The organism is Rubrilithobacter danxiaensis, from assembly GCF_047272945.1.
In the GTDB taxonomy this organism is placed as follows: domain Bacteria; phylum Bacteroidota; class Bacteroidia; order Sphingobacteriales; family Sphingobacteriaceae; genus Rubrolithibacter; species Rubrolithibacter danxiaensis.
Genome location: NZ_JBKOPS010000006.1, coordinates 249271 through 272793 on the forward strand (window position 1 = coordinate 249271; position 23523 = coordinate 272793).

At 38.9% G+C, this 23523-nt stretch carries 19 protein-coding genes; 10 read left to right on the top strand and 9 right to left on the bottom strand.

What is annotated here, in order from left to right; translation table 11 throughout:
* The first annotated feature begins 163 nt into the window (after positions 1 to 163).
* The 6 genes from ccoN to ACLCDL_RS09985 all read left to right on the top strand — a co-directional run bounded on the left by ccoN (position 164) and on the right by ACLCDL_RS09985 (position 5984).
* Positions 164 to 2296, top strand: a complete 2133-nt coding sequence (ccoN, locus tag ACLCDL_RS09960) for a cytochrome-c oxidase, cbb3-type subunit I (RefSeq protein ID WP_423148141.1) — start codon at positions 164 to 166, stop codon at positions 2294 to 2296.
* A gap of 40 nt (positions 2297 to 2336) precedes the next feature.
* Positions 2337 to 2510, top strand: coding sequence for a hypothetical protein (locus ACLCDL_RS09965; RefSeq protein ID WP_423148142.1), 174 nt, complete (start codon positions 2337 to 2339; stop codon positions 2508 to 2510).
* 68 nt (positions 2511 to 2578) lie between these two features.
* Positions 2579 to 3454 (top strand): cbb3-type cytochrome c oxidase N-terminal domain-containing protein, encoded by an 876-nt coding sequence (locus tag ACLCDL_RS09970; protein ID WP_423148143.1) that lies wholly within the window; start codon positions 2579 to 2581, stop codon positions 3452 to 3454.
* A gap of 31 nt (positions 3455 to 3485) precedes the next feature.
* The gene (ccoG, locus tag ACLCDL_RS09975; RefSeq protein WP_423148144.1) at positions 3486 to 4868 is read left to right on the top strand and encodes a cytochrome c oxidase accessory protein CcoG; all 1383 of its coding nucleotides are present in this window, start codon (positions 3486 to 3488) and stop codon (positions 4866 to 4868) included.
* A 4-nt stretch (positions 4869 to 4872) separates the two neighbouring features.
* Entirely contained in the window at positions 4873 to 5298 is a 426-nt protein-coding gene (locus tag ACLCDL_RS09980) for a FixH family protein (protein ID WP_423148145.1), read from the top strand.
* The gene (locus tag ACLCDL_RS09985) at positions 5295 to 5984 is read left to right on the top strand and encodes a sulfite exporter TauE/SafE family protein (RefSeq protein WP_423148146.1); all 690 of its coding nucleotides are present in this window, start codon (positions 5295 to 5297) and stop codon (positions 5982 to 5984) included. Before ACLCDL_RS09980 ends, ACLCDL_RS09985 begins: the two co-directional genes overlap by 4 nt.
* 13 nt (positions 5985 to 5997) lie before the next feature.
* Here the strand turns inward: ACLCDL_RS09985 and ACLCDL_RS09990 are convergent, their stop codons facing one another.
* The 7 genes from ACLCDL_RS09990 to ACLCDL_RS10020 form a co-directional block, all read right to left on the bottom strand.
* Positions 5998 to 6330 (bottom strand): 2Fe-2S iron-sulfur cluster-binding protein, encoded by a 333-nt coding sequence (locus tag ACLCDL_RS09990; RefSeq protein WP_423148147.1) that lies wholly within the window; start codon positions 6328 to 6330, stop codon positions 5998 to 6000.
* A gap of 59 nt (positions 6331 to 6389) precedes the next feature.
* Positions 6390 to 6743: a DUF488 domain-containing protein gene (locus tag ACLCDL_RS09995; protein WP_423148148.1), complete on the bottom strand. Its 354-nt coding sequence runs from the start codon at positions 6741 to 6743 to the stop codon at positions 6390 to 6392.
* A gap of 1 nt (position 6744) precedes the next feature.
* Entirely contained in the window at positions 6745 to 7140 is a 396-nt protein-coding gene (locus ACLCDL_RS10000) for a group III truncated hemoglobin (RefSeq protein ID WP_423148149.1), read from the bottom strand.
* 23 nt (positions 7141 to 7163) lie between these two features.
* Positions 7164 to 8522 (bottom strand): oxygen-independent coproporphyrinogen III oxidase, encoded by a 1359-nt coding sequence (hemN, locus tag ACLCDL_RS10005; RefSeq protein ID WP_423148150.1) that lies wholly within the window; start codon positions 8520 to 8522, stop codon positions 7164 to 7166.
* Positions 8523 to 8529: 7 nt separating this feature from the next.
* On the bottom strand, positions 8530 to 9558 hold the full coding sequence (locus ACLCDL_RS10010; protein ID WP_423148151.1) for a 2-hydroxyacid dehydrogenase: 1029 nt from the start codon (positions 9556 to 9558) through the stop codon (positions 8530 to 8532).
* A gap of 81 nt (positions 9559 to 9639) precedes the next feature.
* Positions 9640 to 10704 carry a response regulator gene (locus ACLCDL_RS10015; protein ID WP_423148152.1) on the bottom strand — a complete coding sequence of 355 codons (1065 nt, stop codon included), beginning with the start codon at positions 10702 to 10704 and terminating at the stop codon, positions 9640 to 9642.
* Between the two features lie 35 nt (positions 10705 to 10739).
* Positions 10740 to 11927: a PAS domain-containing sensor histidine kinase gene (locus ACLCDL_RS10020; protein ID WP_423148153.1), complete on the bottom strand. Its 1188-nt coding sequence runs from the start codon at positions 11925 to 11927 to the stop codon at positions 10740 to 10742.
* Positions 11928 to 12086: 159 nt separating this feature from the next.
* Here ACLCDL_RS10020 and ACLCDL_RS10025 point away from each other — a divergent pair, with 159 nt between their 5' ends.
* From ACLCDL_RS10025 to ACLCDL_RS10040, 4 genes are all read left to right on the top strand, one after another.
* Complete coding sequence (locus ACLCDL_RS10025) at positions 12087 to 13865, top strand: hypothetical protein (RefSeq protein ID WP_423148154.1); 1779 nt, start codon at positions 12087 to 12089, stop codon at positions 13863 to 13865.
* Between the two features lie 375 nt (positions 13866 to 14240).
* Entirely contained in the window at positions 14241 to 17468 is a 3228-nt protein-coding gene (locus ACLCDL_RS10030) for a SusC/RagA family TonB-linked outer membrane protein (protein WP_423148155.1), read from the top strand.
* A 22-nt stretch (positions 17469 to 17490) separates the two neighbouring features.
* The gene (locus ACLCDL_RS10035; protein ID WP_423148156.1) at positions 17491 to 19290 is read left to right on the top strand and encodes a RagB/SusD family nutrient uptake outer membrane protein; all 1800 of its coding nucleotides are present in this window, start codon (positions 17491 to 17493) and stop codon (positions 19288 to 19290) included.
* Between the two features lie 152 nt (positions 19291 to 19442).
* The gene (locus ACLCDL_RS10040; protein ID WP_423148157.1) at positions 19443 to 21605 is read left to right on the top strand and encodes an alpha-galactosidase; all 2163 of its coding nucleotides are present in this window, start codon (positions 19443 to 19445) and stop codon (positions 21603 to 21605) included.
* A 63-nt stretch (positions 21606 to 21668) separates the two neighbouring features.
* Here ACLCDL_RS10040 and ACLCDL_RS10045 read toward each other — a convergent pair whose 3' ends face one another.
* Entirely contained in the window at positions 21669 to 22604 is a 936-nt protein-coding gene (locus ACLCDL_RS10045) for a FimB/Mfa2 family fimbrial subunit (protein ID WP_423148158.1), read from the bottom strand.
* Positions 22605 to 22755: 151 nt separating this feature from the next.
* A complete protein-coding gene (locus ACLCDL_RS10050; RefSeq protein ID WP_423148159.1) occupies positions 22756 to 23472 on the bottom strand; it encodes a class I SAM-dependent methyltransferase in 717 nt (238 codons plus the stop codon).
* Between the last annotated feature and the right edge of the window lie 51 nt (positions 23473 to 23523).

Sequence of the window (23523 nt, forward strand, 5' to 3'; positions counted from 1 at the left end):
CGTTTGTTTCTCTCCGGCCATCAACATAAATACGTTTAAAAGAACAGTCAAAAATTGAGGAATAAATGTGATAAAGGTCAGTTTTTCAGGGGACAAAAGTCATTCCACAGTCATCTGGCCTGGCCTAATTTTACAACCGTAAAAAATTCTATTAATCTCTATTATGCAGCTTGAGAAATTTAATTATGACAACAGAATTGTGCGAAATTTTGGTATCGCTACAATTGTGTGGGGCATTATCGGTATGACGGTCGGGTTATTAATTGCTACCCAATTGTTTAAACCCGCCATGAATATGGGATCGCAATATACCACTTTTGGAAGGATAAGACCTCTTCATACCAATGCGGTAGTTTTTGCCTTTGTTGGAAATGCGATTTTTATGGGAGTGTACTATTCACTTCAACGCTTATTAAAAGCAAGGATGTTTAGCGACTGGTTAAGCAAGATCCACTTTTGGGGATGGCAGTTAATTATCGTCGCAGCCGTAATTACACTTCCGCTCGGAATGACAACTTCGCATGAATATGCCGAATTGGAATGGCCTATTGATATTGCTATTACAATTATCTGGGTTGTTTTCGGTATAAATATGTTCGGGACAATCATCAGGCGCCGGGAACGCCACATGTATGTAGCAATATGGTTTTACATTGCCACTTTTGTTACTGTTGCAGTTCTACATATTGTAAATTCCTTTGAGCTGCCAATCTCTTTTTTCAAAAGTTATTACCTGTATGCAGGTGTGCAGGATGCACTTGTACAATGGTGGTATGGGCATAACGCGGTTGCGTTCTTTTTAACTACTCCTTATCTGGGAATGATGTATTACTTCCTTCCTAAAATGGCAAACCGCCCTGTTTACTCTTATAAATTGAGTATTCTGCACTTTTGGTCACTGATATTCATTTATATCTGGGCCGGGCCCCACCACTTGCTGTATTCCTCCTTACCGGGCTGGGCTCAATCATTAGGAATTGTTTTCTCTGTGATGCTTATAGCTCCGAGTTGGGGAGGTATGATAAACGGCCTGTTAACCTTGAGGGGTGCATGGGATAAAGTTCGCGACAACCCGATATTGAAATTCATGGTGGTTGGGTTAACCGCTTACGGTATGGCAACCTTCGAAGGTCCGATGTTATCTTTAAAGCAAATTAACGGCATCGCTCACTTTACAGACTGGATCGTATCGCACGTGCACGTAGGAGCTTTAGGCTGGAACGGTTTCCTGACTTTTGCTATTCTTTACTGGCTGGTTCCAAGAATTTATCAAACGGAATTGTATTCTAAAAAATTAGCATCCTTCCATTTCTGGATCGGAACACTTGGAATATTATTCTATGCCGTGCCGATGTACTGGTCAGGTTTTACTCAGGGCTTAATGTTAAAAGAATTTACACCTGAAGGCATGCTGAAATATCCGAATTTCCTGGCTACCACCTTACAGATTATTCCAATGCACATTTACCGTGCAATAGGTGGAGCGATGTATTTAAGCGGAGTTTTGGTAATGACGTACAACCTTGTTAAAACCATGCGAGCCGGAAAACTGCTGGCAAACGAACCTGCCGAAGCAATGGCCTTGACTCCGGTTTTTACACCTCATGCTTCAGAAAATACCCTTCACAGAGCTTTGGAGCGCCGCCCTATTCAATTTATGGTGGTAGCCTTAATTGCAATTCTGATAGGAGGAATGGTAGAAATGATGCCTACGTTCATGGTTTCATCCAATATTCCCACCATTGCCAGTGTAAAGCCTTATACGCCACTCGAATTGCAGGGAAGGGATCTTTATATCCGTGAAGGTTGTGTGAATTGCCATTCGCAAATGGTCCGTCCATTCCGCTCGGAAACCGAACGCTACGGCGAATATAGCAAGGCAGGTGAATTTGTGTACGACCATCCTTTTTTATGGGGGTCTAAACGTACAGGTCCTGATTTACATCGTGAAGGAGGTAAATATTCAAATGCCTGGCATTTTAATCACCTGATGGATCCTACAACTATGTCTCCCGGAAGTATTATGCCGCCTTATCCATGGTTGATAGAACAAAAGCTGGATACCACTACTACCGCATCCAAAATAACAGCTATGCGCAAACTGGGAGTTCCATACGAGGAGGGATATGAGAGATTGGCTAATCAGGATCTCCAAACGCAGGCAGATATGATCGCTAAAAATCTTTCGACAGATAATATTAAAGTGAAAAGCGACCGGGAGATCATAGCAATTGTAGCTTACCTGCAGCGGCTTGGAACTGATATCAAAGCAGGTAAAGTGGCTGATAATCAATAAGTATCTTCATTAGAGTACAACTAAAACAAACAGAAAAGATATGTTCAAGCAATTTATAGATAAAGTTTCAGGCAGTGAGATTTACTTGATAACCTCTCTCTGGATCTTCCTGGTATTCTTCATTATTGTGGGAGTCCTGCTTATAAAAAGTAATAAGAAATACATTGACTACATGAGCGAACTTCCTTTAACTGATAACGACTCAAATATATGAAAGCCGGGGCATGTAACTTATAATGCATGCTCCCGATAACTTCATTGCCGATAAAATAAATTATTCTAATGAAAAAGATATTTCAACTCTCAATTCTTCTTGCCTCTGCGTTTCCGGTAATGGCAGAGGAAAAAGCTCCGGGTGCAGAATCTGGCGGTTCTTTGCTGAATTTAACCGTTATAGTTTTCATCCTTGCAGCTTTGGTGCTGCTTGTGGTGGCGATTGTATTGCTCCGCACATTTAAAACCTTATCAGCAGAAATTCTGAATCCGACTTCATTACCGGTAGCTGAGCCCGAAAGAAGAATGGAATGGGACGAGTGGGCTGCTTTGCAAAAAAATAAACCCGGAATCTGGAGCAGGCTGTTAGGATTAAAACCAATTGAAGAAGAAAAAGACATTCTGCTGGAGCATCAGTTTGACGGAATTTCTGAACTTGATAACCCAACTCCTGCCTGGTTTATGGGCCTGTTTTACGTAACAATAATTTTTGGAATAGGTTACCTGATTACCTACCACGGTACGGGTTGGGGAAAAAACCAGGAACAGGAATATGTTGCTGAAATGAAACAGGCTAAAATTGAAAAAGAAGCCTATCTCTCCAAATCGTCCAATAATATTGATGAAAACTCAGTAAAAGAGAGCAAAGAAGCTGCGGCGCTATCTGCCGGCGAAGGTATTTTTAAGGCAAACTGTGTTGCATGCCATGGGGATAAGGCGCAGGGAGTGGTAGGGCCCAACTTAACGGATGAATACTGGCTTCACGGCGGCAAAATTAACGACGTTTTTAAAACCATCAAATATGGTATTCCTGAAAAGGGCATGATTTCCTGGGAAAAAACACTTAGTCCGAAACAGATTTCAGATGTAGCAAACTATATCGGATCGTTAAAGGGAACAAATCCGCCTAATCCAAAAGCACCACAGGGAGATAAGGAGGGATAATTGATCTATAATAAAATCAGGAGAAGGGAAAATGGAATTATCAGTAAAAAAAGATTTAAAAAGTAACGGTAAAAAAAGCGGAAGGAGCTGGATTTATCCCAAGTTCATTAAAGGAAAGCTTTTGGCTTACCGCAATGTGCTGAGTTATGTCTTACTGGTGCTGCTGTTCGCAGGTCCGTTTATTAAGATAAACGGCGAACAATTAATTTTACTGAATCTGCCTGAAGCTAAATTCGTTTTCTTCGGTGTTATATTCTGGCCGCAGGATTTTTATCTGTTTGTGCTGGCGATGTTGACCTTCCTGGTATTTATTGTACTCTTTACGGCAGTTTTCGGTAGGGTTTGGTGTGGCTGGGCCTGCCCGCAGACCATTTTTATGGAAATGGTTTTCCGTAAGATAGAACGCTGGATCGAGGGTGATGCGGCACAACAAAGAAAGCTGGATGCTGCACCTTTATCTGCCGAAAAAATTTTGAAGAAAGGGGCAAAACATGCCATTTTCCTGCTGATCTCCTTCCTGATCGCAAACATCTTTTTATCCTATATTATTGGCCTGGATGTGCTGTTAAAAATTATCAGCGAACCTGTTTCACAGCATCTTTCCGGTTTTATTTCTATTATCATCTTTACGCTTACGTTTTACGGCGTATTTGCATACCTAAGAGAAATTGTTTGCACATCTATCTGCCCCTATGGTCGCTTGCAGGGTGTGCTGCTGGATAGTAAAAGCATGGTAGTAGGGTACGATTACCAGAGGGGTGAGCCAAGAGGAAAATTGAAGAAAGGGACAGAAAACGATCACGGTGATTGTGTGGACTGTGGATTATGTGTGAGCGTTTGCCCTACCGGAATAGATATTCGCCAGGGAACTCAGCTTGAATGTATTAACTGTACGGCCTGTATAGATGCCTGCGATATGGTGATGATTAAGCTGAACCGTGAGCCCCGGCTTATCGGCTTTAAATCTGAAGACGAGATACAGACAGGAAATCCATTTAAACCGGGTAAAAGAATATATGGTTATGCGGCGGTGCTTATTGCATTGTTAAGTGTACTTACCATACTTATTGTACGCCGTACAGATGTGGAAACGACCATTTTGCGTGCAGGAGGTACTTTATACCAGATCCGTAATGATGGCACCGTAAGCAACTTATATAACGCGGAACTGATTAATAAAACCAACCATCCATTGGATTTTGAAATAAAAGCTTCTGATCCCGGAGCGAAGATACAGTTAATTCAGAAAGATAAAAGACTGGACAAGGCGGGTAATCTTAAGTTAACCTTTTTCGTGATACAGGATCAGAAACAGATAAAAAAATATAAATCAAATATTGAGCTGAAGATAGTTTCGGGACAAAAGGTAGTAGACCGGTTTGAAACTACTTTCATAGCTCCACCAAACTTATAAGTATATGAACTGGGGAACTAAATTATTACTGGCAATGGGATTGTTTATAACCTTCATTGTTGGTATGGGTACAAAAATGATCTTATCAAAAGGGGATGACCTGGTTGAAAATGATTATTATGAAAAAGGGCTTGATTACGATAAAAGCTACAACCGCGAGCTAAACGCAGTGAGGGATTCCGTTATTCCTGCATTTTATGTAGATGAATATGCCCTTTCTATTTCTTTCAGGTATCCCGCAAAGTACAAACTGATTTGCAAACGCCCTTCAAACGCTAAGTTGGATAAGATATACCAGGGAACAACAGATGAAGACAGGTGTGTTATTATTCCAAGAAAGAATTTTCGGAAAGGGCCCTGGTTATTCCGCCTGGAGTTTACAGTAAATGAAAAAGAATACCTTGTAGAAAAAGAAATTATAATGCCATGAATATAAATGCGCTCGCATTTTTTACCGGATTATTTGGAAGCCTGCATTGTGTTGCTATGTGTGGTCCAATGGTTCTGGCAATGCCTTTTGGACAAAACTCCCCCTGGCTCTCTTTCCTTCAGCGTTTTTTGTACCAGTTTGGGCGAACCTTTTCTTACGTGTTGTTAGGATTACTGCTCGGTCTTTTAGGGCGAAGTTTTAATATGCTGGGATGGCAGCAAACCGTCAGCGTATTAACCGGTTCGCTACTTGTTTTATTTGCACTGGTACATTTTTTTAACAAACGGATAAGCTTTATTGAAAAACTGCAATATAAACTGGTTCAGCCTTTATCAGGTTTAATGGCTAAAGTTTTGAGTAAATCGTACGGAGGTTTATTTGCCGGAATGCTAAACGGACTTTTGCCCTGCGGGATGGTTTATCTCGCCCTTGCAGGTGCTGTAAATTCTGATTCAGTTTTAAATGGCGGGAAGTTTATGTTTTATTTTGGTTTAGGAACCACACCTTTAATGCTGCTCACCTCGGTTGCAGGAATGTACTTTAGAACCCGAACACTTCAATTTTCAAAAGTACTTCCTTATATTACTTTATGTTTAGGGATGTGGTTTATTTTAAGGGGAGCAGCGCTTAATATTCCTTATTTATCTCCTTTAATAGAAGTTGTAAATCCGGCTGTATGCCATTGATGAATTTCTTTTTTTATCCGGCTACAATCCTTATTTCAATATTGTTTAAATGTTCATCTATTAAAAGCTGGCAGGCCAGGCGGATGTTTTGATTTGTAATTCCTGCTTTCCTTATCGTCGTTTCTTCATTCCTTTCCTGAATAGGCAAGCTATTCTTGCTTTTAAGAATTTCAATAAGGCAGGTTCCGCATCTTCCCATTCCTTTACACTCGCCAAAGTCATCCAGGTAAATTTTGTCCGAAAGTAGCATCATCAGGTTCCTGTATTCGCCTGTATAGGTGTTAATTTCATACACTTCATCGCTTTGATGAATTTTAATAGTAATGTCCCTTAAACGGTTGAGCATAATGTTTTCTGAAGCTGATTTGAATAACTTCTTGTGTGAAAGAGGATAGCAATTGCTTGTTAGAGAAGTTCTTTGACGAATTGCTGCAGCACTACAACGTTGTTATGTGTTTCATCATGAGCAGAATAAAGCAGCGTAACGGTTTTATGCTTTTTTATAAGTTCGAGCAGTTCCTTCAAAGCATTGTTTTCTTTTAATTCAGCTTTGTATCGGGTACAAAACGCTTCCCAGTTTTCGGGCTTATGGTTAAACCACTTACGCAGATCAGAAGATGGGGCGATGTCTTTCAACCACAGATCTATAGCTGCCTGTTCCTTTTTTAATCCGCGTGGCCACAACCGATCTGCTAATACGCGAAAACCATCCGTTTTTTTGGATGGTTCATAAACCCGTTTTATAAGTACTGTTTCCAATTTACAAGATAGTTCTTAAAGGATTATTCCGGTAATGTTCTATTTTAAATTCAAACATCTCCGCCATTTTTCCTGCTCTCCACATCGCTTCTTCTGCTTTGCTGCCACTAAACAGTTCGTTTACTGTTTCTGTGAAAAGTGCCATCCAACGCTCAAAATGTGCATGCTCAACAGGGAGTTTTGCATGGGGAACAAAAGGGCTTCCAAAATAAGTATGCTCGTCTAATAATACTGTTTGCCAGAAGCGATACATCTTTTCTAAGTGTTCAGGCCAGCGATCCTGAATACGTTCATTAAAAACAGGCGCCAGAAACGCATCTTCTCTAACCTTGTTATAAAATGTATCTACGAGTTGTTTTATATCTTCCAGGGTTAATATATCGTGTTGTTTATCCATTAATCTTACAATAAATTTAAATGTTAGCCCGCCATGCTGAATAACTGGGTTGTGGGTTGATTATTCCAGAGCCTTGCATCAAGGCACATGCAAATATTGCGTAAAAATCTCTTTCCTGCCCGAAGTACTTTTAACTGATTGATTTTTATTTCAACAAGTCCATCTTCTTCTAAGGCCTTCATCCGTTCTATCCCTTCAAAAAAAGCGCCACATTGTTCAGATTTTTTATCCCAGGATGTTTTTCCGGTACACATAATATTTAAAATATGTTTTCGGATGATGAGATCTTCTTCTGAAAGGATATGGCCTTTTAATACAGGGAATTGATTTTGATCTATGAGTTCCAGGTACTCTTCGAGTTTTTTAACGTTCTGCGAAAATCCAAACCAGGTATCTGCAATAGAAGAAACTCCCAACGCAATCATCAGTTCAGTATATTGATGGGTATAGCCCATAAAATTGCGATGAAGGCTTTTATTCTTTAACGCTTTATACAGCGAATCTGTATTTAGAGCAAAATGATCCATGCCAATTTCTTCATATCCCATTTGGATAAACATGTTTCTTCCGAGTTCGTAAAGTTCCTGTTTGTACTCTACAGAAGGCAAATGCTCCTCTGTAAAACTTCGCTGTCCCGGCTTTATCCACGGAACGTGAGCATAGCTGTAAAAAGCAATGCGATCTGGTTTTAATGTTGCTACCTTTTCAATGGTTTGTTGCAACCCTTCCAGTTTTTGAAGCGGAAGGCCGTAAATTAAATCGAAATTAACTGATGTATAACCAATTGCCCTTGCCAGTTCTGTTACTTTTTTAACCTGTTCGTAACTCTGTATGCGATTTATAATTACCTGGACCTTTAAGTCAAAATCCTGTATCCCCAGACTGATCCTTCTGAAACCAAGAACATACAAAGTTCTAAGATGCTCTTCTGTTGTATTTCCGGGATGCCCTTCAAAACTGAATTCTGCATCCGGATGGACAGTTGCTTTTTTTAATATACCCTCTATAAGTATCTTCAAATTTTCGGGCTTAAAAAAAGTTGGTGTGCCACCTCCCAGGTGAATTTCTTTTATAATCGGTTTTTCCGACAGTAGATCGCAATACATTTCCCATTCTTTAAGTACGGCGTCAATATAAGGCTCTTCTACTTTATGGTTTTTTGTAATACGTGTATTGCAGCCGCAGTAAGTGCATAAACTCTCACAAAAAGGTAAGTGAATGTACAGACTGATACCCTGCGTTTTATTGCTGCGTCGAAATGAGAATCGAACCGAGTCTATCCATTTAGTAATAGAAGGAGCTTCCTGGCTCCAATATGGCACAGTAGGGTAGCTGGTATATCGGGGTGCAGCTACGTTGTATTTTTTTATCAGCTTTTCCATCAGGATATTAATATACTTTTACCACTTCGTTTGAAACCAGATAACATTTTTTAACACAGGCACAGGCTTCGCCGGCGCATTGGTTTTCCTGCCATCGATCCAAATTGAGGATAGTTTGTGCCTCAATTTCATGCAAAGCTTCGCGGGTTAAAAATGCCTGATGGGGCGTGATAATGACGTTTTTAAGAGCCATTAGTCGTTCGAGTATCTTGTCTTTTGTTGTGTCGTTATGGTGGTCGTAGAAGAAAAGATTTTTTTCAAACTCATATACATCAAGGCCCAGGTACCCGATTCTGCCATTTTCCAATGCAGTCAATACATCATCCGTTTTAAGTAATCCTCCTCGGCTGGTATTGAGCAGCATAACTCCTTTCTTCATTTGAGAAATAGTTGTTTTATTAATCAAATGGTGGGTTGCATCGTTTAGTGGTACATGGAGCGAAATGATATCAGAAACACTTAAAAGAGTGTCCAGTTCAACAGGTTCTATCTTGCCCATGTTCTCCGGATAAGAAACATCATATCCTAATACATGGCAACCCAGTCCGCTAAATATTTCTGCAGTAGCAAGACCAATATGTCCTAAACCTATTAATCCGACAGTTTTTCCGTAAAAGTTGAATCCCATGTGCTGATCAATGGAAAAATCGAAATTTCTGCTTTGATCTACTGTTGGAATTAGTTTGCGGCTAAGTGCGAGCGCAAGGCTAACAGTATATTCAGCTATGGCCTGCGGCGAGTAGGAGGGTACGTTCGCTATTTTTATATCGTGTTTTGCAGCGGCATCTTTGTCAATATGGTCTGTTCCAACTGACCGTGTTGCAATATATTTTATACCAAGCTCTGCCAGCTTATCAATTACAGGAGCAGAAAGATCATCATTGGTAAATACAACAACAGCATCTTTGCCTTTTGCATAAATAGAAGTTTCTAACGTTAACCGGTTAGAGATTAACGTAATGTCGTGTTTCTTTTGATTTGCTTTTGCAAGCAATTCTTTTTCGAAACTTTTGATGCTGTAAGCCACAACTCGCATAACAGTAGAAATTTTTATTCAAAAGTACAGCAGAGTTGAGGCTCAATGAATGAGTGAAGTCAGAAGGAAATGTGATGCTTGTCAGTTTTTCATTTTTTGCAGTTTGCTGATATCCAGTATATCAATCTGGCTGCCTTTCTTTTCGATGATGCACTCATCTTTAAAATCGCTCAGAGTGCGGCTCACCGTTTCTGTTGCCATACCGGCCATTGCTGCCAGGTCTTCACGTGAAATGCGAAAAGTATATCCAGAATTATCTGAAGCTGAATTGGCTTGCAGCGCCAGGCGCAGTAGCGTTTGAGCCATTCTTTTTCTTACGGAATTATAGGCTAATTGAAGTAACTGCTCTTCTTTTTCGCGTAAATTATTCGAGAGGATTTTAATAAATTCCCGTCCTACATCCGGATATTTATTCAATAACTGATCTATGGTGTCTTTCGGGATAAGACAGAGAGAACTGTCTTCCAGTGCTTCTGCAGTTTCTGTGTACGCTTCATTGGATAGCAGAGCCTGTATGCCGATGTATTCCTCGGGACCGTACATGCCGGTAAGTAATTCGCGGCCGTCTGAACTGAGTTTAAGAGTTTTTACTTTTCCTGATAGCAGCAGATAGATTCCCTGCGCTGTATCGCCATCGTAATACAGAATTTGCTTTTTCTTTAGCTGCCTTATTTTCCTTTCGGCAATTACTTTTTTTAATTCTTCAATACCATTTCCGTGGTTAGCCAGCTGACTTAGGTTTTCGAGGGATTTGCTGTAAAACGCTTTTTGTTTCTCCTTTTTCTGAAGCCGGCTCTCTATCGCATTTAACAACTCCATATCGTCAAATGGTTTGGTTAAGTAATCATCTGCCCCCATTTCCATCCCTTTTCTCATATCCACACGTTCTGCCTTTGCAGTTAGGAAAATGAACGGAACGGAAGCTGTTTCAGGATTTTTACTTAGCAGGTAAAGAACGCCATAACCATCCAATTCAGGCATCATAATATCACATAGTATCAGGTCTGGAGGATTTTTCTGTGCCATATCAACGCCGGCTTTCCCATTAGCAGCTGTGAGTACTTCAAAATCTGCAAGGCTAAGAATTTCGGCAGTGCTTTCCCGTATGTCGTCGTTATCTTCAATTATCAGAATTGTCTTTTTCATTAGAAACTGTTTAGGTTGCTAAATTGTACAAATAGCTATTTATTGTAAAAGGTGATTGTAAACTTGGTGCCTTTATTCAAAGTGCTTTCAAAAGCTACCATTCCATTCATTAATGCGGTGTAACGTGCCACAATATTCAAACCGAGTCCGGTTCCCGGAATATTGCCGGTATTATGTGCTCTGAAAAAGGGCTCGAACAGGTTTTTCTGATCAGATTCAGGTATACCGATGCCATTATCCTGAACTACAACAACGCATTTTGAATCAGTGATCTCGGTATTAAACTCTATAAAAGTATTTTCACCGGAGTATTTTATGGCATTGGCTACGAGGTTAATAATACAGTTTTTTAATAAGTTCTGGTCCAGGAATACCATACTGCTTAAGCCGGTATGCTGATAAATAATGCTTTGGTTTTGCTTGGTAACCAGTTGCATTTCTTCAATAATTTCTTCAGCAAGTTTAACAATGTCAAACTCCTGGAATGTGGGTTCTATTTTACCGGCTTCGAGTCTTTCAAGCGACAGGAAGTCGTTCAAAATAGCGGTTAAATTTCCAACGGAAGTTTTTATTTTATTTACGTGACGGGAAACATTTTCCAGATCGGCATTTTTTGAGTATTTTTCTATTAATGAAGCCGAAAGCTGAACAGAGCTAAGCGGAGTTCTGAATTCGTGTGAAGCCATTGATACGAAACGGCTTTTCAATTGATTGAGTTCTTTTTCTTTTTCTAATGATATGCTGACCTCCTCTTTTGCTTCCTGCAGTGCCTTTACGGTCTTTCGCAGCGATGCAGTCCTTTCTTCTACGGTATGCTCAAGTTCTAAAGCATATTCTTTTATGCGTTCCTCGGCTGCTTTTTCGCGTGTCAGATCATGAATAAAACCCGCGTATATTTCCCTTCCGAAAAACTTTACTTCGCTTACGCCCAATCTGAAAGGAAAAATGCTTCCATCTTTCTTAAGCCCTCTCACTTCACGACCAATTCCGATAATGTGTGGTTTATGGGTTCTCTGGTATCTTTCAATATAGCCATCGTGGAGGCTGTGATCTGGCTCTGGCATTAACATGGATACATTCTTGCCAATTACTTCTTCGGGAGTATAACCGAAAAGCTTGCAGGCAGAAGGATTGATGGATTCGACTATTCCCCGGTTATCAATAGTGATTATGCCATCAATGGCATTTTCAATAATTGCATTTAATAATGCGGCGTCATTCATGAGGACTAAAATATCCTAAAATTATCTTATTCTAAAAACTTCCTGTTTTAAAAAGATTTAATAATACTTTTTGTTGGCACAATTACTTCTTTTTGTGATTCCGGTCATATTTTTCCTCTGAACTTATTTCCTTCTTTGTTTGAATTTTTAATAGTTTTTATGAGCCATACTTTTCACATCCCGGTACTTGGATTAGGTTTTTCTATTGATACTCCCCTTAAAGTTGCACGGTATGGAATTTCTTCCGTTGTTTCTATTGTAGATGATGAACTGGTTGAAAAGATGCGAAAGTTACATGCAGAGAAAAATGGTATTCCTTATGTTCCGATAAATAAAAAGGAAAATGACAGCAGGGCTCGTAGAATCACCGCTTATCTTAATCTGCTTAACCAATTGGTAAATAATCAGTTTGAAGAACTGAAAGGTCAGCAATTTGGGGAGGGTTCGGATATTAACCGGTACTTTAATTTGCTTCCAAATACTTCATCTTTAAAAAGGCAGTTCATGGAAATGCAGTGCGCTGCAGATCCATTGGAAAGAAAAGAACGGCAGGAGCAATTACGGAAACAGCTGGAAAAAGGGGCTATTGATGTAAATATAATGTCTAAAGTTGATAAGCTGAATTATGATCCTGCCGGAAATGCTTTAGGGGATATTTATACCGATGCGCTTGCTGCGTTACGTGGATTTGCCAATAGTAACCTGAATTCATCGCTTATTCTTTCAGCAGGCATGAACCCGAGGCTGTACAGTTATCTGGAAACATTTGATTGCTTTTTGCCACAGCCTGACGGAGCTTTTTTGAAAAAGATCATTTTGAAAGTAAGCGATTTCCGCTCTGCTTTTATACAGGCTAAATTTTTAGCGAAAAAGGGGTTGTGGGTTTCAGAATTTCGTATTGAATCCGGTTTAAATTGCGGTGGCCATGCTTTTGCCACAGAAGGATTTCTATTAGGGCCTATACTTGAGGAGTTTAAACAGCGCAGGAATGAAATGACCGAAGAACTTGCAGTATTGTATGCTGCCGCATTAAAGGATAAAGGATTGCCTGAACTGGAAAATAAAACAGTAAAGATTAGTGTGCAAGGCGGAATAGGTACTGCAGAAGAAAATGAATTTTTATTGAACCACTATAACCTGGATAGAACAGGCTGGGGAAGCCCGTTTCTGTTAGTGCCCGAAGCAACCAATGTTGATTCAGAAACGTTACACGATTTATCGGGGGCAGATACAGAAGACTTTTATGTTAGCAATTCTTCGCCTTTAGGTGTTCCGTTTAATAATTTCAGAAAAAGCTCGGTAGAAAAACAACGGCTTGAGAGGATAGCTAAGGGAAGACCTGGTAGTCCCTGTACTAAAAAGTACTTAGTTTCCAATACCGAATTTACTGCCGAACCGATTTGCACTGCATCGCGTGAATACCAGAAAAAGAAGATTGATCAGTTAAAAGCGCAGGAAATATCTGCGGAAGAGTTTCAACTGCGATTTGATGAAATTACAGAAAAGATCTGTTTATGCGAATCGCTTTGCAGTTCTGTTTACATAAAACACAACCTGTTAAAACCAAAAGAAAACAGGGCTGTAGCCATTTGCCCCGGCCCTAATATTGCCTACTTTTCCGGAGTATTTTCGCTTGACGATATGATAAAACATATCTACGGTGAAGTAAACCTGCTTCAGGCTAAAGAACGGGCTCATATGTTCATAAATGAGCTTAATTTATACATTGAATACTTTGAAAAAGATATAAAAAACAGCTTACGAGAGTATTCAGATAAGAAGTTTAAGCAGCTGAAAAAGTTTGGTGAACAGCTTCAGCAGGGTATGGAATATTATAAACAGTTAATACCACAAACGGGTAGTTTGCTGGAAAAATATTATACAGACCTCCAGCAAAGCAAAATCCGTCTGGAAAAGATCGCTGTTTACTTTTATTAAATTATGTAGCCCTTATTTGCTTCATTCAGATATTCTGCAAATTATTCTTATTTAAAATAATAGTTTTAAACTATTCAAAGTGAGAATATATGTGAATGAAACATTACTCCTTTCTGTTAAGAAATAATAAAGTTCAAAATTACATTTGTTTTTAAAAAATACTTTATTAGCTTAGCCATCACTAACCGCTGCCAATTATTTAACCATTACTTCTGTTGTTTTGCAGGTATATGGGTGTTCTTTTGTTATTTTTAATAAATGTTTTTATTACATTTTTTATAATTAATACGGAGAAGTCCACTAATCTAAGCAATAGGTAAATAGTTAATAATTGTCAGTTAAACTATTTTAACTAATAATAAACCAATAAAAATCATGAGAAAAAAGTTACAATTGAATTGCTTTGCAAGGAGTAGCAGTTATGCTCATCTTGCAAGGCTTGCTTGTGTTTCTTTTGCAGTTACTTTTCTTTCCTCTTCTCCTGTTTGGGCAATTGAAAACAGAGGAACAACTGTGAAGGAAAGCTCTGTATTCGAAAAAAGTAAAGCCGACATTCCTGTGAAAGGTAAAATTACTGATAAAGAAACAGGGGAGCCGCTGATTGGTGTTTCTGTAATGGTAAAAGGAACAGGAGTAGGTGCTTCAACAGATGCAAGCGGAAACTTTTCTATTAACAGTGCGCCGGAAAATGGAACATTGGTAATTACATACATTGGATACAACAAGCTTGAAGTACCGATAAGCAACAGAAGGACAATTAACATTGCGCTCACAAGTTCATCTACGTCTTTAAATGAAGTGGTTGTAGTTGGTTACGGTACGCAAAAGAAGGCAACATTAACCGGGGCGGTTAGCCAGGTTAAAGGCTCGGACATCGTACAATCTCCTTCTACCAACGTTACAAATAGCCTTGCCGGTCGTTTGGCTGGTTTGGTTGCCGTTACACCTACCAGCGAACCTGGTTACGATGGCTCTGTTCTGCGGATAAGAGGTGTAAATACGATGAATAATAATAACCCCCTTGTAGTGGTTGACGGAATTCCGGGCCGCAGTTTAGAGCGGATTGATCCGAGTGTAATAGAAAGCATTTCAGTTTTAAAGGATGCTTCTGCGGCTATTTATGGTGCGCAGGCAGCAAACGGTGTAATTTTAGTTACTACTAAAAGAGGTAAGGTAGGTAAACCTACCATCACAGCTTCCTTTAACCAAGGCTATGGAACTCCAACCAGGCTTCCTGATATGGCAGATGCACCTACGTATGCTACCATGATCAATGAGATAGCTTACTACAAAAACCCAAGTGCTTATACTCCCATTTATACTGATGAACAGATTCAAAAATTTGCTGATGGATCAGATCCCTGGAACTATCCAAATACTGACTGGTTCGATGAGGTTTTAAAGCCCTGGGCGGGTCAAAATTATGGAAATATGTCGGTAACTGGTGGTAGCGAAGCTATAAAATACCTTGTTTCTCTATCAGGGAAAAGCCAGGGAGGCTTTTATTATAACAGCGGTACAAAATACAATCAATATGATTTTCGTACCAATCTGGATGGAGCCATTAACAAAAATATAAGTGTGGCTTTTGATGTTGCCGGACGTATGGAAGACCGTAATTTTCCTACGCGTTCTGCCGGCAGTATCTTTAGAATGGTAATGCGAGGTAAACCAACCATGACAGCTTATTGGCCAAACGGCATGCCTGGTCCGGATATTGAATATGGAGATAATCCTGTTGTTGTTAGTACCAAGGCTACCGGTTATGATCATGATAAACGCTATGTATTAAACAGTAACATGAAACTGAATGTTAAAATTCCATGGGTAGAAGGCTTGTCATTAACAGGAAATGCATCTTTGGATAAAAACTTCCGTTTTCAGAAAACCTGGCAAACTCCCTGGTATTTATATTCTTTCAGTGGTTTTGATGCTAATAATCAGCCAATCCTCGAAAAGTCGAAAAAAGGTTTTGACAGTCCTGCATTGAATGAGAGAATGGAAGACAATCAAAACATTCTCCTGAATGCCCTTGTGAATTATCAAACTAAATTTTTAACAAACAATGATTTGAACTTATTGGTGGGTGTTGAGAGAATAACCGGTAAAGGAGATAACTTTAGTGCTTATCGTAAAAACTTTACATCTTCTTTGCTTGATCAGATGTTTGCAGGTGCAACAGATCAGTTTATGTCGAATGATGGTTCTGCGTTTACTCAGGCAAGATTAAATTATTTTGGTAGAGTTAATTATGCGTATAAACAAAAATATCTGGCAGAATTTGTCTGGAGATACCAGGGTTCTTACATTTTTCCACAAGAGAAACGATTTGGATTTTTTCCCGGAATATCTATTGGATACAATATATCTGAAGAGCCTTTCTGGAAAAATCATTTAGGAAACACAATTAATTCATTGAAAATTAGGGGCTCGTGGGGACAAACTGGTAATGACCAGATTAACGAGTGGCAATATCTTGCTACATATGACATAGGAGGAATAAGGCCCGCTTCAGGAAATCCAAGGATACCGTATATTACAAATGGCGGAGTAGAAAATCCAGCCTTGTATCAAACCGTTCTACCAAACCCTAATGTTACATGGGAGGTGGCTAATCAGTCAAATATTGGTTTTGATGCAACTTTATTAAATAGCAAGCTGTCTTTAACCGCCGATTTCTTTAATTATACGCGTTCACAAATTTTATGGTATCGTAATGCTTCTGTCCCTACTTCCAGTGGTTTAGCAGGTATGCTTCCACGGGAAAATATTGGAAAAATGGGAAATAAAGGATTTGATTTCAGCATTGGCTATAACAACAAGTCCGGCGATTTTGAATATCAGATTGGTCTGAATGGTGGTTATCAGAAAAACCGAATAATATTCTGGGATGAAGCAGCAGGTGCACCACAGTATCAGCAAAGTACAGGTCATCCGTATAACAGCCAGTTATGGTACAAGGCAATTGGTGTGTTCCACAACCAGGCAGAAATTGATGCCTATCCTCACTGGAGCGGGGCAGTACCTGGAGACATTAAGTTTGAAGATTATAACAACGATGGTAAGATCGATGCTCTTGACAGAATAAGATATGATAAAAGTGATGTTCCCACTTTTCAGGGCGGACTTAGTTTTAATTTGGCATATAAAGGATTTGACTTGTCTGCTTTAGTTCAGGGTTCTGCAGGTGCAGTACGCTATATTTCTACAGAATCAGGAGAAATTGGCAACTTTTTGGAAAGTTTTGCAGAAGGAAGATGGACTCCGGAAAATCCGAATGCTGACAAGCCACGAACCTTTAACCGCGGCAACGAGTATTGGGTTGGCCAGGGAAATACATACTGGGCATACAACTCCGATTATATCAGGCTTAAGAATATTGAATTAGGCTATCGTTTACCCAACAAGTTGATCTCTAAGGTAGGAATCCAGAATTTACGTGTCTATGTAAATGCCTATAACTTTTTAACTTATAGCCCGCATATGAAAGATTTTGATCCGGAACTTACAGGTACAACTGATAACGGTACCAGCGTAAGTACAAGTGGTCAAGGCTATCCTTTGCAAAAAATAATAAATGGTGGTTTATCAGTTACATTTTAAACAACTAATAGAGAATTAAATCATGAAAAGAATTTATTATATCATAACATTTGCATTTATTCTTGTAAATGCAAGCTCCTGCAAGAAAGACTTTCTTGATCAGAGTCCTTCGAGTTTATATGCGGAAGATGCAGTATGGGCTGATCCCTCATTAACCCAAACATTTGTCAATAACCTGTATTTTGCTATCCCTCATGGCTTTAGTAATATTATGATGTCATCCATTGTAGATGAAACCGTATATAACGCATACTTTGGGGAACAAAACGTGGTTAAAAGTTTAGTAAATCCCAGTGATCTGATAATTTTTGATGAAAACAACGGGAATGCCAACAGGCAAAAAGAAATGAACTGGTCGTATAAATACAAATTTGTCCGGGCAGCAAATGTTTTCTTTGATAATATAGATAAAGTTCCTTTTGATAAACCTGAAGACAGGGATAAGATGAAAGGGGAAGTTTATTTTCTGAGAGGGTATATGTATCATGATCTTGTTTCGATGTATGGAGGGGTGCCTATTATTACTAAAGCATACGGACTGGAGGATGACTTTGAAGTACCCAGAAATACGTATGAAGAATGTATTAATTACATTGTTTCACAGTTAGATTCTGCTGCTGCTCTTTTACCGTTGGTGCAAGATGGCAATAATAAAGGCCGTGCAACAAAAGGTGCTGCGTTGGCTTTAAAATCAAGGGTGTTACTTTATGCTGCAAGCGATTTGTATAACAGTGAGGCTTCGTGGGCAAACGGGGAAAATAAAGAACTTGTTGGATATGTTGGTGGCGACAGGACAGCACGCTGGCAGGCCGCTAAAGATGCAGCAAAAGCAGTAATGGATTTAGGAGTATACGGCCTTTATGAACCAAATGCACCTGCTTCCGCAGAGGAAGCCTCAAAAAAATATGCGAATATTTTTCTTTCCAAAGAAACTGAGGAAGATATTTTTGTCCGCTTTTTTACGCCTAAATTCGATGAAAACTGGGATGGATATAATCCAGGCTTATATAATAATCCCAATGGCTGGCATGGATGGGGAAGTAACTCTCCGACAGGACAAATGGTGGATGCCTATGAAATGGCTGATGGAACCAAATTCAGCTGGTCTAATCCGATTCAGAAAGCCAATCCGTATGTCGATCGTGATCCTCGTTTTTATGCAAGTATAAATTATGAAGGAGCAGTATGGCGTCCACGTCCTACTGATGTTGCAGCTAAAGATCCTGTAGGTATTGTACAGGTGGGTTATTATAAAAAACCAGACGGAACAGTCGTACCGGGGTTAGATACAAGAAACGGACCGATTGAAGACTGGAATGGAACTTACACCGGATACTATCTGCGTAAGTTTATCGACCCGACAATAAATGCCCAGTTTGTTAAGCAGGATCAGCCGTGGCGTTATATCCGCTATACAGAAATTCTGTTGAACTATGCTGAAGCGTGTTTAGGGTTACATCAAGACCCGGAAGCGAGAACGTATATCAATATGATCAGAAAAAGAGTAGGAATGCCTGATGTAACTGAAAGCGGGCAGGCTTTGCTGGACCGTTACAGAAACGAACGCCGGGTTGAGTTAGCTTTCGAAGATCAGCGTTACTTTGACGTTCGCCGATGGATGATTGGAGCTGAAGGTTACGCTGATGCTACTGGAGTACGGGTAGATGGTACAATGGATGCGAACGGAAATATTCAACCTGCACGTACCTATTCTGTTATTACAGCGCAGGATAGAGAGTGGAATCCGCGTTTTTATTTCTTCCCTATCAAATTAGACGAAATGAACAGAAACAGTAAGCTTGTTCAGAATCCGCTATATTAATTGTTAGTTAGTTTAATGTTTAAATGTAATAAGCTGCTTTCGGGCAGCTTATTTTTTGTTTTAATACCTTTTATTAAATACTTTTTACAATTTAGTCCGGAATAACTAATTGAACGAATTAGATGAAAATTACTTCTTTTAAAATCTTTTTGATGTTATCGCTGGTAGCAGCTGTAACAAATCTTTTTGCACAAAAACGGACAATTCCGATTAAAACCCGGAATAATTCCGTAGTACTTCAGGTAGATACCGATAAAAGAGTATCTGTAATTTACTTTGGCTCCAAGCTCTCGAATTCGGAAGAATATCGTTATATACCTGAAATGTATCATCGCGGAGATGATTATTCCGGTATACTTAATTCAGCTTATACTCCTGCAGGTTCCCGAAACCTGGTTGAACCTGCCATTGAAGTAATCCATGCAGATGGCAACACATCTCTTGATCTTCAGTATATAAGCCATTCGGTTAAAAAAGAGAATAATAATATTTCAGTAACAAGTATTTTGTTAAAGGACCCTGTTTATCCCTTTGAAGTAACCTTGTTTTATAAAACGTATTTTAACGAGGATGTTGTAGAGCAGTGGTCGGTAATAAAACATAAGGAGAAAAATAATATAACACTTAATAAGTTTGCTTCGGCCAATCTTTACTTTACAGCCGACAAATACTGGCTGAAACAATACCATGGTGACTGGGCTAAAGAAATGCGTCCTGAACAAAGCCAACTGACTCATGGAATTAAAGTGCTGGATTCAAAATTAGGAACACGTGCACATTTGTATCAGCCTCCCTCATTTATGGTTTCTTTTGATAAACCAGCAACGGAAGATGAAGGAAAAGTAATGCTGGCTTCTTTGGAATGGTCGGGAAATTTTCGGTTTGACCTGGAAGTAGATCCTCTTAACAACCTGCGTTTAATTGCCGGAATGAATAATTACCTTTCTGAGTATTCTTTAAAACCTACAGAAGAATTTACTACACCAGCCTTTCTTTATACATTTTCTGATAAAGGAAAAGGCGATGCCAGCCGGAAAATGCAAAGTTGGGCAAGAAAATACCGGATTTTAGACGGACAAGGTTCAAGACTTACTTTGCTAAACAACTGGGAAGCAACCTTCTTTGATTTTAATGAAAATAAACTGGCAGAATTACTGCGTGATACCAAAAAACTTGGTGTTGACCTGTTTTTATTGGATGACGGTTGGTTCGGAAATAAATATCCGAGAAATAACGATCGTGCCGGTTTGGGCGACTGGCAGGAAAACAGGAAGAAACTTCCAAGTGGTATCGGGTACCTGGTAAAAGAGGCACAAAAAAATGATGTAAAATTCGGAATCTGGGTTGAACCGGAAATGGTAAATCCATTGAGTGAATTATATCATAAACATCCTGACTGGGTTATTAAGCAACCTCAACGGCCAGAACATCTTTATCGTAATCAGCTGGTTCTTGATCTGAGTAATCCTAAAGTACAGGATTTTGTATTTAGTATTCTTGATACGTTATTTACTGAGAATCCAAATCTCGCTTATATAAAGTGGGATTGCAATGCTGTGATTTATAATGCATATTCGGCTCATCTTAATAAACAGTCGCACCTTTATATTGATTATGTGAGGGGTTTATATAAAGTTTTGGAACGTGTCCGTGCAAAATATCCGAAAGTGCCCATGATGCTCTGCTCTGGCGGAGGCGGCCGGGTTGATTATGCAGCTCTCAAATATTTTACAGAATTCTGGCCAAGTGATAATACAGACCCGTTGGAAAGGATTTTTATCCAATGGGAATATTCTTACTTCTATCCTGCAATTGCCAGTTCAAACCATGTTACTGATTGGGGTAAGCAACCTATTAAATACAGAACGGATGTAGCTATGATGGGTAAATTGGGCTTTGATATTGTTGTAAGCAAACTAAGTGAAAACGATCTGGAATTTTGCCAGCAAGCCGTGAAAGCTTATAAGGGGTTTAGTGATATTGTATGGCATGGCGATCAATACAGATTACTTAGCCCGTGGGAAAATGATCTTGCTGCTGTTATGTATGTAAACGGCAATAAGAGTAAAGCGATTGTTTTTAATTACCTGGTAAACAGCCGTTATGGGTCCGGATCTTCATCTCCGGTAAAATTCAAAGGCTTGAATGAATCAAAAAAATATAGTGTGAAAGAAATAAACCTGTATCCCGGAACGGGAAGTTCAATAAAAGGCGAAAAAGCATTTTCTGGTGAATACCTGATGACAATAGGTTTTAACCCGGATGTAAATACCCGCAGAACGAGCGTTATTCTACAGGTTGATGAAGTGAAATAATTTGGGGGAATAGCATAAAAAAGGTAGCAGAAGATGCTACCTTTTTTTATGCTATTAGATATTTTAAAAATGAACAACTCCGGCGTCGGTTTGCCAGCCATCATTTACATTAATTTGAAAATTGCTGGTCGTTGTCATTCCGTCAAAAAGCTTTCCTGATAAAACCAGTTTTTTGTTACGCTGACATTTTACATTATTAATTGTTTTTTCTGCTACTAATTTATTCGAGGAATCATAGCATGAAATAGTTACAAGCATAGGCTTAATAGTATTTAACATCAGTTTGTTTAGCTTGAAATTTATTTTTCCCTTATCAGAAGCAGAGAATTTTTTACTGAAAGAAACATCAGCTGTAGTATTGCCGTCTGCTAATTCACTGTCGAATAAAAAAGAGTATAATTCTCCGGCGATTTTCACAGATAAATGATCAGCGTTGGCAGGTATTGCATCTTCCAGGTTTATCTCCAGGCTACCAACCACTCTGTCTAATGGAACCACGCTACTTACGTCTTCGTTTTCAATATCTACTGAAGTATGAGTGAAAAAAGTATCATAAGCGGTAAAGTCAGGAGCAAGTGTATGAGAAAGTTCGAAATGTGCTCCATCAAACATTTTAAGTTTTGTTGGCGGAGTATTGTCGTAGCGATCACCATTGATTAATACATCCCCTTTTACACCTATTACAACAACGTCGTAAATTCCTGAGGGTAAGGTGTCTTTTATGCTTCCAAAGTTTGCATCCGAAGAACTTTGCCTTACTCTTCTTATCTCTTCTCCTTTTAAGTCATATATTAAATAATAAAGAGTGTTAATCTTGTCTTTAATAGAGGTAGAAGATGAGGTAACTTCCAGCTTTTCAAATTTTTGATTAAAACCTGAAACATTCAGTTTTAATTCGTGACCTTTTTCTGTGGTAGTGATAATTGGAGGTTCTGCTTCTTTTTTACATCCAAAAAATGCAAGGCACAGTACGAGTACGATCTGTAAATTTTTTTTCATAGGTAGATACTTTAAATGTGAATAGTGTATAATAAAAGTAAACAAATTATGGTTATACAATTATTAAAAAAATAAAAATTTAGAACAAAAGGAGTTGTTTTATAGATAAGGAGAATTACTTTTCTATGTTGATAATAAATTAAAAAAAGGTTTATTTAATTGCTCCAAAAGCAGCGAAGCAAAGGTTTTTGTGCAGAAGTTCCACTTGTTTAAATCCGGCTGATTTCATTAAATTCATCTGGAAATTAACAGAACGCGGAGTGTCCTCCAGCTCTATATAATCAAAAACTTTTTGTTTGAAATCTTTTCCTCCAAGTCTTTCCAAATATTCTCCGTACTTGTTCCTGAACAGCTGATCTAACTCAGGTATATCGTGAACAACTAAATCTGAAATCCAGAAGCTGCCGCCACTTTTTAACGAGTCATATATTTTTTTGAAAACATGTTCCCACTCGTTATCATCTCTTAAGTGATGCAGTACTGCTCCTGCCAATACTATATCAAAATGGTTAACCGGGAGGTTAATATCCCTGATATCAGATTGAATGATACTTACATTACCCGATGTGTCTTTACCCACTCTTTCTTTTGCTTTGTTCAACATAGGTAAACTTAAATCTATTAGAGTACAGTTCAAGCCCGGAACTTTACTTAACATCTTTAGTGTATAATTTCCGGCTCCGCAACCAATATCCAATAAATTTACTGCAGAAGGATTTATATATTTTACTGCATCGGTGATTAATTCGAGTGTTAAAGGTGCATCAATAGTGGTTTGTTGTCCCGTTTCCAGGTTTGAAAATCGTGCTACGTCTTTATCAAATCGCTCACGGATTTCAGTTACTGTTGATTTGTTTTGGTAATCCATATTCTGGTAGTTTTAAAGATTCTGATATAGGTTTTGACAAATCTATTTTCT